Annotated in this window: 15 protein-coding genes; 12 read left to right on the top strand and 3 right to left on the bottom strand. The window is 70.3% G+C overall.

The features are described from left to right. The 5 genes from leuD to ABD663_RS03540 all read left to right on the top strand — a co-directional run bounded on the left by leuD (position 1) and on the right by ABD663_RS03540 (position 4,913). On the top strand, positions 1–597 hold the full coding sequence (leuD, locus tag ABD663_RS03560; RefSeq protein WP_344736478.1) for a 3-isopropylmalate dehydratase small subunit: 597 nt from the start codon (positions 1–3) through the stop codon (positions 595–597). A gap of 63 nt (positions 598–660) precedes the next feature. Further along, a complete protein-coding gene (gene murA / locus ABD663_RS03555) occupies positions 661–2,031 on the top strand; it encodes a UDP-N-acetylglucosamine 1-carboxyvinyltransferase (RefSeq protein WP_344736477.1) in 1,371 nt (456 codons plus the stop codon). A gap of 9 nt (positions 2,032–2,040) precedes the next feature. Then, positions 2,041–2,805 (top strand): lysophospholipid acyltransferase family protein, encoded by a 765-nt coding sequence (locus ABD663_RS03550; RefSeq protein WP_344736476.1) that lies wholly within the window; start codon positions 2,041–2,043, stop codon positions 2,803–2,805. Then, a complete protein-coding gene (locus tag ABD663_RS03545; RefSeq protein ID WP_344736475.1) occupies positions 2,795–3,931 on the top strand; it encodes an NAD(P)H-dependent glycerol-3-phosphate dehydrogenase in 1,137 nt (378 codons plus the stop codon). Before ABD663_RS03550 ends, ABD663_RS03545 begins: the two co-directional genes overlap by 11 nt. Next, on the top strand, positions 3,831–4,913 hold the full coding sequence (locus tag ABD663_RS03540) for a D-alanine--D-alanine ligase family protein (protein WP_344736474.1): 1,083 nt from the start codon (positions 3,831–3,833) through the stop codon (positions 4,911–4,913). Before ABD663_RS03545 ends, ABD663_RS03540 begins: the two co-directional genes overlap by 101 nt. A 1-nt stretch (position 4,914) precedes the next feature. Here ABD663_RS03540 and ABD663_RS03535 read toward each other — a convergent pair whose 3' ends face one another. Beyond that, entirely contained in the window at positions 4,915–5,376 is a 462-nt protein-coding gene (locus ABD663_RS03535; RefSeq protein WP_344736473.1) for a DUF3515 family protein, read from the bottom strand. 56 nt (positions 5,377–5,432) lie between these two features. On the opposite strand from ABD663_RS03535, the gene thiL reads away from it, so the two are divergent. After that, positions 5,433–6,431 (top strand): thiamine-phosphate kinase, encoded by a 999-nt coding sequence (gene thiL / locus ABD663_RS03530; RefSeq protein ID WP_344736472.1) that lies wholly within the window; start codon positions 5,433–5,435, stop codon positions 6,429–6,431. Between the two features lie 3 nt (positions 6,432–6,434). Here thiL and rsmD read toward each other — a convergent pair whose 3' ends face one another. Then, on the bottom strand, positions 6,435–6,995 hold the full coding sequence (gene rsmD / locus ABD663_RS03525) for a 16S rRNA (guanine(966)-N(2))-methyltransferase RsmD (RefSeq protein ID WP_344736471.1): 561 nt from the start codon (positions 6,993–6,995) through the stop codon (positions 6,435–6,437). A gap of 31 nt (positions 6,996–7,026) precedes the next feature. Next, on the bottom strand, positions 7,027–7,611 hold the full coding sequence (locus ABD663_RS03520) for a 1-acyl-sn-glycerol-3-phosphate acyltransferase (protein ID WP_344736470.1): 585 nt from the start codon (positions 7,609–7,611) through the stop codon (positions 7,027–7,029). An 83-nt stretch (positions 7,612–7,694) separates the two neighbouring features. Between ABD663_RS03520 and ABD663_RS03515 the strand changes: the two genes are divergently transcribed. The 6 genes from ABD663_RS03515 to mutM all read left to right on the top strand — a co-directional run bounded on the left by ABD663_RS03515 (position 7,695) and on the right by mutM (position 12,843). Continuing rightward, complete coding sequence (locus tag ABD663_RS03515; protein WP_344736469.1) at positions 7,695–9,851, top strand: ATP-dependent DNA helicase RecG; 2,157 nt, start codon at positions 7,695–7,697, stop codon at positions 9,849–9,851. A 28-nt stretch (positions 9,852–9,879) separates the two neighbouring features. Next, entirely contained in the window at positions 9,880–10,377 is a 498-nt protein-coding gene (gene coaD / locus ABD663_RS03510; RefSeq protein WP_344736468.1) for a pantetheine-phosphate adenylyltransferase, read from the top strand. A 107-nt stretch (positions 10,378–10,484) separates the two neighbouring features. After that, positions 10,485–10,982 (top strand): YceD family protein, encoded by a 498-nt coding sequence (locus ABD663_RS03505; protein WP_344736919.1) that lies wholly within the window; start codon positions 10,485–10,487, stop codon positions 10,980–10,982. Positions 10,983–10,984: 2 nt separating this feature from the next. Further along, positions 10,985–11,194 (top strand): 50S ribosomal protein L32, encoded by a 210-nt coding sequence (gene rpmF, locus ABD663_RS03500; protein WP_050721097.1) that lies wholly within the window; start codon positions 10,985–10,987, stop codon positions 11,192–11,194. 19 nt (positions 11,195–11,213) lie between these two features. Beyond that, complete coding sequence (gene rnc / locus ABD663_RS03495) at positions 11,214–11,930, top strand: ribonuclease III (RefSeq protein ID WP_344736467.1); 717 nt, start codon at positions 11,214–11,216, stop codon at positions 11,928–11,930. After that, positions 11,923–12,843 (top strand): bifunctional DNA-formamidopyrimidine glycosylase/DNA-(apurinic or apyrimidinic site) lyase, encoded by a 921-nt coding sequence (gene mutM, locus ABD663_RS03490; protein WP_344736466.1) that lies wholly within the window; start codon positions 11,923–11,925, stop codon positions 12,841–12,843. Before rnc ends, mutM begins: the two co-directional genes overlap by 8 nt. Positions 12,844–12,858 lie beyond the last annotated feature (15 nt).

Below are 12,858 nucleotides of genomic sequence, written 5' to 3'. Positions count from 1 at the left end.
ATGGAGAAGTTCCAGACCCACACCGGTGTCGCGGTGCCGCTGCGGCGCTCGGCGGTCGACACCGATCAGATCATCCCGGCGGTGTACTTGAAGCGCGTGACGAAGACCGGCTTCCACGACGCGCTGTTCGCGAGCTGGCGGCAGGACCCCGACTTCATCCTCAACCAGCCGGAGTACCAGGGTGCGAGCGTGCTGGTGGCCGGTCCCGACTTCGGCACGGGCTCAAGTCGTGAGCACGCGGTCTGGGCGCTGCGGGACTATGGCTTCCGCGCCGTGCTCAGCCCGAAGTTCGCGGATATCTTCCGCGGCAATGCCGGCAAGCAGGGACTCGTGACGGGTGTCATCTCGGATGCCGATGTCGAGGCGATCTGGCAAGCGCTCGAGGCCGAGCCCGGAATCGAGGTGACGATCGACCTCGAGGCCCGTCACGCGCGTGTCGGCGACCTTCGGATCCCTTTTGAGATCGACGATTACACTAGGTGGCGGCTCCTCGAAGGGCTCGACGACATCGGGCTCACGCTGCGCGACGAAGCGAAGATCGCGCAATTCGAGGCCCGCCGCGAATCATGGCGGCCGCGGACCACCCCAATTCCGTGAGCACGGCAGGCGCCCGATCCGGGCCCGCCGTCCCGCCCAGCCGCCACAAGTGAGGACCACCGGATGAAGACCCTTCTCGACGACAGCGCGGGCTCCGGAGCGCGCGCCCGCAAGCTCAGCGGCGAAGTGCTCTCGATCCGCGGCGGGCGACCGCTGAGCGGACGCGTCGAGGTGAAGGGCGCGAAGAACCTGGCCACCAAGGCGATGGTCGCCGCGCTCCTCGGCGAGACGACGAGCGTGCTGCGCGACGTCCCCGACATCAGCGACGTCAAGGTCGTCCGCTCGCTGCTCGAGGTGCACGGAGTCACGGTCACCGACGGCGAGGAGCGCGGCACGCTCCTTCTCGACCCGCGGGGCGCCGTCTCGGCGCACATGGAGGAGATCGACGCCCACGCGGGGGCATCGCGGATCCCCATCCTGTTCTGCGGTCCGCTGCTCCACCTGCTCGGGCAGGCGTTCATCCCCGATCTGGGCGGATGCCGCATCGGCGACCGTCCGATCGACTTCCACCTCGACGCGCTCCGCTCGTTCGGCGCCGTGGTCGAGAAGCTCCCCAGCGGCATCCGCCTCTCGGCACCCGACGGACTGCACGGGGCCGACATCGAATTGCCGTACCCGAGTGTCGGGGCGACCGAGCAGGTGCTGCTGACGGCCGTGCGCGCGAAGGGCATCACCGAGCTGCGCAATGCGGCGATCGAGCCCGAGATCATGGATCTCATCGCGGTGCTGCAGAAGATGGGCGCCATCATCTCCTACGAGCCGAACCGCGTGATCCTCATCGAGGGCGTCGATTCCCTCCGCGGCTACGACCATCGCTGCATCTTCGACCGCAACGAGGCCGCATCGTGGGCATGCGCCGCTCTCGCGACCGACGGCGACATCTACGTCGGCGGCGCCAAGCAGCAGGAGATGCTCACCTTCCTGAACGTCTTCCGCAAGGTCGGCGGCGACTTCGACGTCCACGAGGACGGCATCCGCTTCCGCCGCGGCGGCGCCCTGCGGCCGGTCGTCGTCGAGACCGACGTGCACCCCGGCTTCATGACCGATTGGCAGCAGCCCCTCATCGTCGCGCTGACCCAGGCCCAGGGCGAGTCGATCGTGCACGAGACGGTGTACGAGAACCGCTTCGGGTTCACCGAGGCGCTGCGTCAGATGGGCGCCGACATCGTGGTGCACCCCCGCGGCCTCGCCGGCGGGGCGCGCCGCGTGCCGCGCCGCGAGTTGGAGCAGGCCGCAGTCATCAACGGGCCGACTCCGCTGCGCGGCGCCGATATCGTGGTGCCCGACCTGCGCGGCGGGTACAGCCACGTCATCGCGGCACTCACGGCGGAGGGCGAATCGACCGTCCGCAATGTCGGGATCATCCGCCGGGGCTACGAGAAGCTCTTCAGGAAGCTCGACACCCTCGGTGCCGACTTCGACGTCATCGGGTAGAACGGTAGCGTGACCGCCCGACGCCTGCGCGCCTCGCAGGAGAAGACCCGCCCGAGCTTCTACTGGTTCCTCGCCGCGACCGCAGCGCCGCTGATCTCGCTCGTCCTCAAGCTCGAGATCGAAGACGGCGACAAGCTGCCCCGCGAGGGGCCCTACGTGCTCGCCCCGAACCATTACTCCGAGCTCGACCCTCTCGCCGTCGCCCTCTCGGTCTGGAAGATGGGCCGCGCACCGCGCTTCATGGCCAAGGAGAGCCTGTTCCGCGTCCCGGTTCTCGGCTGGATCCTGCGGATGACGGGGATGGTGCCGGTCGCCCGCGCCTCATCGGCCGCAGCGGCACGGCAGACCCTCGACAACGCGCAGATGCTGGCAGATCTCGGCCGAGGCGTGATCGTGTACCCCGAAGGCACGCTCACGCGTGACCCCGACCTGTGGCCGATGCGCGGGAAGACCGGGGCCGTCCGCCTCGCACTGGCCGGCGACATCCCCCTCATCCCGATGGCGCACTGGGGCGTGCAGCAGGTGCTGCCGCGCTACGGCAAGCTCAAGCTCTGGCCCTTGCGGCGTCGGGTGCGTCTGGTGGTCGGAGACCCCGTCGACCTCTCGAGCTTCCGCGACTCGGGCGGCAAACCGGCCGATCTCATCGCGGCGACCGACGTCGTCATGGCCGACGTCTCAGCGCTGCTCTCGCGGTTGCGGGATGAGCCCGCGCCGCCCGAGCGGTGGAACCCGAGCGCCCACGGGCAGAAGGAGACGGGTCGCCTTGAGCCGTAGATCCGATTCCGCGCGACCGCGGGTCACCGTCATCGGCGCCGGCAGCTGGGGCACGACGTTCGGGAAGATCCTCGCCGACGGCGGCGCGCACGTCACGATGTGGGCCCGTCGCCCCGAGCTCGCGCACGAGATCCACGAGGCCAAGCGCAACAGCGAGTACCTGCCCGGGATCAACCTGCCCCGCGAGATGTCGGCGACCCATCACCTCTCCGAAGCGGTGGAGGGTGCCGAGCAGGTCTACCTGTCGATCCCCAGCCAGGCGGTGCGGCAGAACCTCAAGGCGATCCGACCGCTGCTCATCGACTCGGATGTCCCGGTGGTCTCGCTCATGAAGGGCGTCGAAAGGCGCACGGGCCTGCGCATGAGTCAGGTGATCGAGCAGGAGTTGCACTGCGACCCGGCGCGCATCGCCGTCGCATCCGGCCCCAACCTGGCCCTCGAGATCGCACGGGAGCAGCCGACGGCGGCGGTGATCTCGTCCACGAGTCAGGAGACGGCCGATGCGGTCGCCCGCAGAGCTCGGAACCGCTACTTCCGCTCGTTCGTCAACACGGACGTCATCGGCACCGAGTTCGGCGGTGTGCTCAAGAACCTCATCGCGGTGGCCATCGGCATCGTCGACGGTGTCGGATACGGCGAGAACACGAAGGCGTCGATCATCACGCGCGGCCTGGTGGAGATGACCGACTTCGCCGTGGCGTTCGGCGCGCATCACGAGACGCTCCAGGGCCTCGCAGGTCTCGGCGACCTGATCGCCACCTGCCAGTCGCCGCTCAGCCGCAACAACACCGCCGGCCGCCTGCTCGGCCAGGGCTACCGCTTCGACGACGTCGTCAAGCAGATGAACCAGACCGCGGAGGGGCTGGCATCGGTCGCTCCCGTTCTGCAGCTGGCACGAGAGGTCGGGGTCGAGATGCCCATCGTCGAGCAGGTCAAGATGGTGCTCGACGGCACGATGGACCCGCGCGACATCGCGCCGCATCTGACCACCGACGACGACACACCCAAGGGCGAGAGGACTCAGAATGGACAGGCGGGCGGTGGCGGTGCTCTTTGGCGGTCGCTCCAGCGAGCACTCGATCAGTTCCGCAACGGCGGGAGGGGTGCTGAAGGCGATCGACCGTGACCGCTATCGGGTGATCCCGGTCGGCATCACCCGCGACGGCGCTTTCGTCCTCGAACAGGACGACCCCGACAAGTTCGCTCTGGATGCCGCACGGCTGCCCGAAGTCGTCGACAACGGAACGCGCGTGCGATGGCCCGATTCGGCGAGGTCGCGCGAGCTTCGCGTGGTCGACGCGGACGGCGAGCGCTCTCTCGGCGAGGTCGACGTGGTCTTCCCGATTCTGCACGGCCGGTACGGCGAGGACGGCACGATCCAAGGCATGCTCGAACTGCTCGGCCTGCCCTACGTCGGCGCGGGCGTGCTGATGTCGGCGATCGGGATGGACAAGCATGCCACCAAGAGCCTGCTCAAGGCCTCGGGCATCCCCGTCGTTCCGTGGGTGACCGTCACGGCGGAGGGCATGCGCTCGGCTGCAGACCTGTGGCAGCGCAGGATCCGCGCACTCGGTCTGCCGGTGTTCGTCAAGCCCGCGCGGGCCGGATCGAGCGTGGGTGTGAGCAAAGTCTCCGAGTGGGACGAGCTGCCCGCCGCGCTCGAGGTCGCCTTCGCCGAGGACGAGACGGTACTCGTCGAGCAGGCTGTGTCGGGCCGCGAGATCGAATGCGGCGTTCTCCCCGGGGTGGGCGGCGGCGCCCCGCGCGTGAGCGTCGCGGGAGAGATCGTCGTCACCGGTCGCGAGTTCTACGACTTCGACGCGAAGTACCGGGATGCCGCCGGCGTCGAGCTGGTGTGCCCCGCCGATCTGCGCGAAGGCGAGCTGGCCGAGATGCAGCGCATCGCGGCACGGGCGTTCGAAGCGCTCGGCGGCGAGGGGCTCGCCCGGGTCGACTTCTTCTACACCGGTGCCGAGTTCTTCGTGAACGAGGTGAACACCATGCCCGGCTTCACGCCGATCTCGATGTTCCCGACCTGCTGGATCGCGTCGGGCCTGTCGTACCCGCAGCTGATCGACGAGCTGATCGAATCGGCACGCGCGCGCTGAGTCAGCCGCGAACCGTGCAGGTCGAGCCATCGGTGGGCAGGAGCACCACCAGGCGCGAGAGGGAATCGAGCACCTCGGCGCTGGAGACGATGTCGTTGTCGAGGTAGACCTCGACCGCGGGCTGCCGGCCGAACGAGGTCACCCGGTAGCGTGGGGCGTCGGCGTCGTCGATGACCCAGTCGACGCCGCCCACCGTCTGGCAGGGCAGCGTGGTGGGGCCGAGCTCGTCGACGCCGCACGTGAGCAGGATCGAGGCGGGATCGCCCCAGGCTCCGGTCGCCTGGGCGTCGGTCCACCTGCGGGGTTCACCGGCGAGTTCGGCCGGGAGCCGCACGGTGACCTCGGCGCACTCGGGATCATTGGCCCCGGCAGCGGGTTCCAGCGCCACGGTGCTGCTGCAGGCGGTCGCCGCGAGGCCCACGGCCGCGAGCAGGGTCACGGTGGCGAGGGCACGGCGGGTCACCCCTCCAGGCTACCTGTGTGCGGGGGCGTCGACCGGCGCGGAGTACCGTGGTCGGGATGCGAGGCGATGAGGATGAGACGAGGGTCGGCGCGCTGAGCGAAGCCGAGGTGCTGCGGCGCATCCTTGGCCGGCTCGCGCCGTCGACCGCGCCGGTGGGCCCGGGTGATGACGCAGCGGTCCTGGCCGCACCGGGTGGCCGTGTCGTGGCGACCGTCGACACGCTCGTACACGGGCCTGACTTCCGTCTCGCATGGTCCAGCGGCCACGATCTCGGCTGGAAGGCGGCGGCGGTCAACCTCGCCGACATCGCGGCGATGGGCGCGCGACCGACCGCGCTGCTGGTCGCCCTCGCGATGCCCGACGACACGCCCATCGACTTCGTCGAAGCGCTCGCCGACGGCCTGCGCGCTGCGTGCGATCGCCTCGCGCCCGGCTGTGCCGTCGAAGGCGGCGACCTGACGGTGTCCGACACCCTCACGATCGCCGTGACGGCACTCGGCGTGCTCGAGGGCGAGCCCGTGCGCCGCGACGGCGCCCGTCCGGGCGACGTCGTGACGCTCGCCGGAGACGCGGGCCTGGCCGCACGAGGGCTCGGACTGCTGTTCGACCGCTTCCGGGACGCGGCCGGCACGCCGGTTCCTCTCGGACCGGATCACCTCGCCGGGCTGTCGCACGCCGAGCGCCGGGCTCTGGCCGCCCAACTGCGCCCGAACCCGCCCATCGGGCTCGGCCCGGTCGCCGCGGCCGCGGGTGCCACCGCCATGATGGACGTGTCGGACGGGCTCGTCCTGGACGCATCCCGGATGGCCGAGGCCTCCGACGTCACCGTCGATCTGGACACGGCTGCGCTCGGTGACGATCCCCTCGTCTACGCGGGCGGGGAGGACCACGCGCTGCTGGCGACGTTCCCGGCAGCCGCGGCTGCGCCCGACGGGTTCCGCATCATCGGCGTGATCCGGTCGGCCGGCTCGGCCCGGGTGCTGGTGGACGGGCGTCCCTTCGCGGGGCGCGGTGGGTGGGATCCCTACCGGGACTGGGACGCGACGACCGGCTGATCGTCAGGCGCGTGTCGACCACCACAGGGTCGTGTCGCCGTAGCGCTTGCTGCGGGTCGGTTCGAGCTCGGCGGGCAGCCGCGGTTCCGTCGAGCGCGACGCGCGCTCGACGACGACGAGCGCACCCGGCGCGAGGGTCTCGGTGAGCAGCTCGAGCGTGTGTGCCAACTCGGGGTCGCCGAGATCGTACGGCGGGTCGAGGAAGGCGAGGTCGAAGGGTCCCGGTGCCGTGCGCAGATAGGCGTCCGCGGCCGTGCGGTGCACGCGCGCGACCGCGTGGCCTCCGATCGCCGCGGTCACCGTGCGCGCGTTGCGCTCGGCGACCGAGGCTGCGCGGGGCGCCTTCTCGACGAGGTCGGCGGATGCCGCGCCGCGGCTGAGCGCCTCGAGCCCGAGGGCGCCCGACCCCGCGTAGAGGTCGATCACGGCGGCGCCGCCGAGCACCCCGGCGGACTCCAGAGCACCGAACAGCGACTCGCGCACGCGATCGCTCGTGGGTCGCGTGCCGGCGTCCGGCACGGCGAGCGCCAGCGAACCCGCGGCTCCCGAGATGATGCGCGTCACCGTTTCACGATAGCCCTCGCGCCGGGGCGCCTCACGGCGCCGGGGGTGGCGCGCCCTCTTCGCGCAGCCGCGGCTCGGTCCGCATCTCGGGTCGGAAGCCGGACTTGTCGGCATAGAACGCACGGATGACGTCCATATCGGTGCGGACGACGCCGGTGAGCTCGATCGTCGGGCCGAGGCCGGTGGTCATGGTCGTACGGTCGACGTAGCCGAGCGTCACCGGCAGGCCCGCCTCGCGCGCGATCCGGTAGAAGCCCGACTTCCAGTAGGTGCCCGACCCCCTCGTCCCCTCCGGGGTCACCACCAGTCCGAAGGTGTCGCCGGCGCGGATCCCCTCCACGACCTCGCCGACGACGCGGGCGGGATCCGCACGGTCGACCGGAATGCCGCCGAGTCCGCGCATGATCGATCGACGCCACCCGCGGAACAGGCTCGCCTTCCCCAGCCACCGCACCTTCATCCCGAGCCGCCACGCGATCGCGAGCATGAGGACGAAGTCCCAATTCGATGTATGGGGTACGCCGAGAAGCACGGTCGGCCGCGGCGGCGCCGGCTCCGAGACGAGCGTCCAGCGGCTGACAGCCCAGTAGGCGCGCGCGAGGAGGCGTCGGATCATGGGCACACCCTAGGCGGTGCGGCTGTCAGACCGCCGGTGGTCTCGGACGGCACCGTGTCGCGGCGCCGACCTAGACTCGTTCCATGCCGGCTCTCACCCTCGATGATCGCCTTGACGGCGCGGTGGGGGGAAAGACGGCCAAGGCCTTGGAGCGGGCGTTCGGCATGCGCACCGTGAGCGATCTGCTCGCGCACTACCCGCGGCGGTACGCGCTGCGCGGCGAACTCACCCCGATCTCCTCGCTGCCCGTCGGCGAGTCCGTCACGATCGTCGCCGAGGTGAGACGCGTCGGCGAGCGGCGGATGCGTCAGCGCAACGGCTCGATCGTCGAGATCGTGATCAGCGACGGCGAGGGCGAGCTCACACTCACCTTCTTCAACCAGCAGTGGCGGCTGCGCGAACTTCTGCCCGGGCGTCGCGGCTTCTTCGCAGGCAAGGTGGGGGAGTACCGCGGCGCGAAGCAGCTCACCCACCCCGATTACGAACTGTTCGACGACGAGGAGACCGCCCGGCGCACGGCGGAGTCGTACGCGAACGTGCCGATCCCGATCTATCCCGCGACCGCCGCCGTGCCCAGCTGGAAGGTGGCCTCGATCAGCGGGATCGTGCTCGACGGTCTCGGCACCGTGCTCGACCCCCTGCCCGATCGACTGCGCGCCGAGTGGGGGCTGCTCGAGAGTCGGGTCGCGCTCGAGCGCATCCATCGGCCGATCCGCACCGAAGAGATCGCCCCCGCGCGCGAGACGCTGCGTGCCCACGAGGCTTTCGTGCTGCAGGCCGCGTTGCTGCAGCAGCGGGCGTACGTCCGCGCGATGACGGCGGTGTCGCGCGAACCGGGCGCGCTGAGCGCCCGTTTCGACGGGGCCCTGCCTTTCGAACTCACCCCTGATCAGGCCACGGTCGGCGAGATCGTCGCCGCGGATCTGCAGTCGGAGCAGCCCATGAATCGGCTCGTGCAGGGAGAGGTGGGTTCGGGCAAGACCCTGGTCGCGCTGCGCGCGATGCTCCAGGTCGCCGACAGCGGCGGTCAGTCGGCGCTCATCGCACCGACCGAGGTGCTGGCCGGGCAGCACTTGCGCACGATCACCAAGATGCTGGGCCCCGACCTGTCGGCAGAGCTCATCCCCACCCTTCTGACCGGGCAGCTCACGGCCGCCGAACGCCGCCGCGCAGCCTTGCGTGTGGCGTCCGGTCAGTCGCGCATCGTGATCGGCACGCATGCACTGCTGAGCGACAAGACGACCTTCGCCGACCTCGGCCTCGTCGTCGTGGACGAGCAGCACCGGTTCGGCGTCGAGCAGCGCGAGGCGCTGCGCGCCAAGGGCACGGCCCCGCACGCGCTGGTGCTGACCGCGACGCCGATTCCGCGCACGGTGGCGATGACGGTGTTCGGCGACCTCGACGTCTCGACGATCCGCACGATGCCGACCGGGCGTGCCGGCGTCGAGACGTTCGTCGCGCCGATCGCCGAGAAGCCCGCGTGGCTGGGCCGCGTGTGGGAGCGGATCGCCGAAGAAGTGGCACTGGGCCGCCAGGCGTTCGTGGTGTGCCCCGCGATCGACGCCGACTCGGGGGCGGCCGACGACACCGCCGACGAGACGGTCGACGACGAGGCGCCCACGCCCACGCGGTGGGGCGTGGTGCAGACCGCGCACGTGCTCGCGCGGCATCCGTCCTTCGCGTCTCTGAGAGTCGAGGTGCTGCACGGACGCCTGCCCGGCGACGAGAAGGACGCGATCATGCAGGCCTTCGCCCGCGGAGACATCGACGTGCTCGTCGCGACGACCGTGGTCGAGGTCGGCGTGGATGTGCCCAACGCATCGACCATGGCGATTCTCGAGGCAGACCGTTTCGGCGTGTCGCAGCTGCATCAGCTCCGCGGCCGCGTGGGCCGTGGATCGGTTCCCGGCCTCTGCCTTCTCGTCACCGAATCGCCGCCGGGGTCGCCGGCGCGCGCGCGGGTCGAGGCGGTCGCCGCGACGGTCGACGGATTCGAACTCGCCGAAGTCGACCTCCAGCTGCGGGGCGAGGGCGACGTGCTCGGTGCGACGCAGTCGGGTGTGCGGTCGTCGCTGCGGCTGCTGCGCGTCGTCGCCGATGCCGAGCTCATCGCCCGCGCGCGCGAGGCGGCGCGTGCGGTGATCGACCAGGATCGCAGCCTCGTCGATCACCCGGGTCTGGCCGCGGCGATCGACCGCCGGGTGAACGAGCAGGAACGAGCCGCCCTGTCGAAGTCGTGACGGGGACGTGCCTCGATAGGCTGGTCGCATGAACAGCCGGATCGCCGTCGTGCCGGGGTCGTTCGACCCTCCCACCCTCGGCCATCTCGACGTCATCCGCCGCGCCTCCCAGCTGTACGACCAGGTGCACGTGCTCGTCGTGCACAACCCCGACAAGGAGGCGATGCTCCCGATCGCCCAGCGGCTCGCGCTGCTGGAGCAGTCGATCGAAGAGAGCGACATCGAGATCGAGGTGGTCGTGGCCTCGTGGAGCATGGGACTGCTCGTCGACTATGCCGTGGACGTCGACGCCGGCGTGCTGGTGAAGGGCATCCGCTCGCAGGTCGACGTGGCGTACGAGACGCCGATGGCGATCGTCAACCGGCACCTCGCGCACGTCGAGACCGTCTTCCTGCTTCCCGACCCGGCTCATGCGTTGGTGTCGAGTTCGCTCGTCCGTCAGGTCGCCGCGCTCGGCGGCGACGTGTCGCCGTATGTGCCGCCCGCCGTCGCCCGGTTCCTCGACACGGGCGCGCGCGGCGTCTGAGCCGGGCCCCGGTCCGGTCGCTGCGATTACGATGGGTGACCGTGAGAAAGCACGTATCCGGTCCTTTCGTGGTGCCCGTCCGCGACATCGTCCGCCGGCCCGGCGAGATGCGCGAGCACGAACTCGACCCTGACGCTCCGGCGCAGTGGGGCGAGGGGCTGGTCTCGGTGGCCGAGGGCGAGCCGATCACCCTGGATGTGCGTCTCGAGTCGGTCCACGAGGGGATTCTCGTGTCCGGATCGGTCGGCACGCGCTACACGGGTGTCTGCGGCCGCTGCCTGCGCGACGTCGCCGAACCGCTCGAAGTCGAGTTTCAGGAGCTTTTCGCGTATCCTGGAGCGGAAGCAACTGACTTCGAGGTTCAAGACGACCACGTGGATCTTGAAACTCCGGTCAGGGATGCGATCGTCCTGTCGCTTCCGTTTCAGCCGGTGTGTCAGCCGGATTGCCCCGGCCTCGACCCGGTCACGGGCGAGCGGTTGACCGAAACCCCCGGCACGGCGTCGGCTCCACACATCGATCCGCGGTGGGCGGCGCTCCAGGACTACACCCCAGACCCCGGCGTCGACGCAGTGCGCGCCGCCGAGAACACGGAAGAGAGCTAGCCATGGCAGGTAACCCCCCCAAGCGGAAGGTCTCCCGCTCGAACACCCGCTCGCGTCGCGCGCAGTGGAAGGCGGAGGCGCCCGCACTCGTCAAGACCGTCGAGAACGGCAAGGTCGTCTACAGCCGCCCGCACCAGGCGAAGGTCGTCACCGACTCGCAGGGCACCGAGCTGTTCCTCGAGTACAAGGGCCGCAAGGTCGCTGACGTCTGATCCCCGCACGCGGCGGATCATGACCGATCTCACGCCGGCGTCCGGGGCGCTCAGCGCCGCCGACGCCGCCGGACTCGCACAGAAGCTCGGAGTCGACATCGACCCCGAGCTTCTGTCGTTGGCTCTCACGCACCGTTCGTGGGCGTACGAGCACGGCCAGGCGCCCCACAACGAGCGCCTCGAGTTCCTCGGCGACTCGGTGCTCGGGCAGGCGGTGACGGTTCGGCTGTTCACACGGCATCCCGAGCTCGACGAAGGGTCGCTCGCCAAGCGGCGCGCCGCCGTCGTCTCGACGGTCGCGCTCGCCGAGGTGGCTCGACGCATCGGACTCGGAGAGCACATCCTGCTCGGCCGCGGCGAGGACCAGACCGGTGGACGCGACAAGGACTCGATCCTCGCGGACACCATGGAAGCGGTGTTCGGCGCGACGTTCCTCTCGCTCGGCGCCGACGCCGCGACGGCGCTGGTGCTGCGACTGCTCGAACCGCTCATGGACGATCCGGAGCGCTTCGGGGTCGCGATGGATCCGAAGACGAGTCTTCAGGAGCTCTCCGCACGAGGAGGGCACCCCGCTCCGGTCTACGCCGTGGTCGCCGCCGGTCCGGACCACGACCGGGTGTTCACCGCGACGGTGACCGTCGGCGACGTCGCCGAGTCCGGCACCGGCACGAGCAAGAAGCAGGCCGAGATGGCTGCGGCGCTGGCTGCGTGGACGACCTTGTCGGCGCGTGCCTGAACTGCCCGAGGTCGAAGTCGTGCGTGCAGGCCTCGAGCCGGCCGTGCGGAACGCGCGCATCGCCGCGGTGAGCGTTCTCGATGACCGTGCGCTGACGCGGCACAGCGGTGACGGGGCCGACTTCGAAGCGGAACTGACCGGGCGGCTGCTGCGCGGGGCGGTGCGGCGGGGCAAGTTCCTGTGGCTGCCACTCGCGCCGCTCGGTGAGGACTTTCCGAGCACTCGGGCGATCCTGGGGCACCTGGGCATGAGCGGTCAGCTTCTGCTGCGCACTGCGGGTGCGCCGCCCGAGCGGCATGAGCGCATCAGGATCGATGTCGAGCATCCCGAGCACGGCGAACTGGCGCTGGTCTTCGCCGACCAGCGCACGTTCGGATCCCTCGCGATCGATGATCTGATCCCGACCTCGGATGCCGCTCCTGCCGGCCGGGGATCGCCGGAGCCGCTGGTCCCGGGTCAGGTCGCACACATCGCACGGGATCCGCTCGATCCCGCGTTCGACGACGAGGCATTCCGCCGGCGGCTGGCCCGCAAGGACTCGGCGATCAAGCGCGTGCTGCTCGACCAGACGGTGGCCAGCGGCATCGGGAACATCTACGCGGATGAGGCGCTGTGGGCGGCCCGCATCCACCCCGAGCGTCTTGCGCGCGACCTGTCCACCCGCGCCGTCCGGCGCCTGATCGCCGAGGTGCGCGCCGTGTTCGAGAAGGCATTGGCCGAAGGCGGCACGAGTTTCGACGCCCAGTACGTCAACGTCAACGGGCAGGCGGGGTACTTCGCGCACTCGCTCAATGTCTACGGCCGGACCGGCCAGCCGTGCCCGCGCTGCGGAGGGCCGATCGTACGCGTGTCGTTCACGAATCGTTCGAGTCATTTCTGCCCGCGCTGCCAGCGGGCGCGGGGTGTGCAATAGTTGACCCATCGCCGC

The organism is Microbacterium awajiense (assembly GCF_039536545.1).
In the GTDB taxonomy this organism is placed as follows: Bacteria; Actinomycetota; Actinomycetes; order Actinomycetales; family Microbacteriaceae; genus Microbacterium; species Microbacterium awajiense.
The sequence above is the reverse complement of the archived record's forward strand: the minus strand, read 5'-3'. Positions and strand labels throughout refer to the sequence as shown.

Excerpts from the sequence above, each read along its gene's own strand:
- leuD (WP_344736478.1), top strand. The coding sequence starts at position 1 with ATGGAGAAGTTCCAGACCCACACCGGTGTCGCGGTGCCGCTGCGGCGC.
- murA (WP_344736477.1), top strand. The coding sequence starts at position 661 with ATGAAGACCCTTCTCGACGACAGCGCGGGCTCCGGAGCGCGCGCCCGC.
- ABD663_RS03540 (WP_344736474.1), top strand. The coding sequence starts at position 3,831 with ATGGACAGGCGGGCGGTGGCGGTGCTCTTTGGCGGTCGCTCCAGCGAG.
- thiL (WP_344736472.1), top strand. The coding sequence starts at position 5,433 with ATGCGAGGCGATGAGGATGAGACGAGGGTCGGCGCGCTGAGCGAAGCC.
- ABD663_RS03520 (WP_344736470.1), bottom strand. The coding sequence starts at position 7,611 with ATGATCCGACGCCTCCTCGCGCGCGCCTACTGGGCTGTCAGCCGCTGG.
- ABD663_RS03515 (WP_344736469.1), top strand. The coding sequence starts at position 7,695 with ATGCCGGCTCTCACCCTCGATGATCGCCTTGACGGCGCGGTGGGGGGA.
- coaD (WP_344736468.1), top strand. The coding sequence starts at position 9,880 with ATGAACAGCCGGATCGCCGTCGTGCCGGGGTCGTTCGACCCTCCCACC.
- ABD663_RS03505 (WP_344736919.1), top strand. The coding sequence starts at position 10,485 with ATGCGCGAGCACGAACTCGACCCTGACGCTCCGGCGCAGTGGGGCGAG.
- rpmF (WP_050721097.1), top strand. The coding sequence starts at position 10,985 with ATGGCAGGTAACCCCCCCAAGCGGAAGGTCTCCCGCTCGAACACCCGC.
- rnc (WP_344736467.1), top strand. The coding sequence starts at position 11,214 with ATGACCGATCTCACGCCGGCGTCCGGGGCGCTCAGCGCCGCCGACGCC.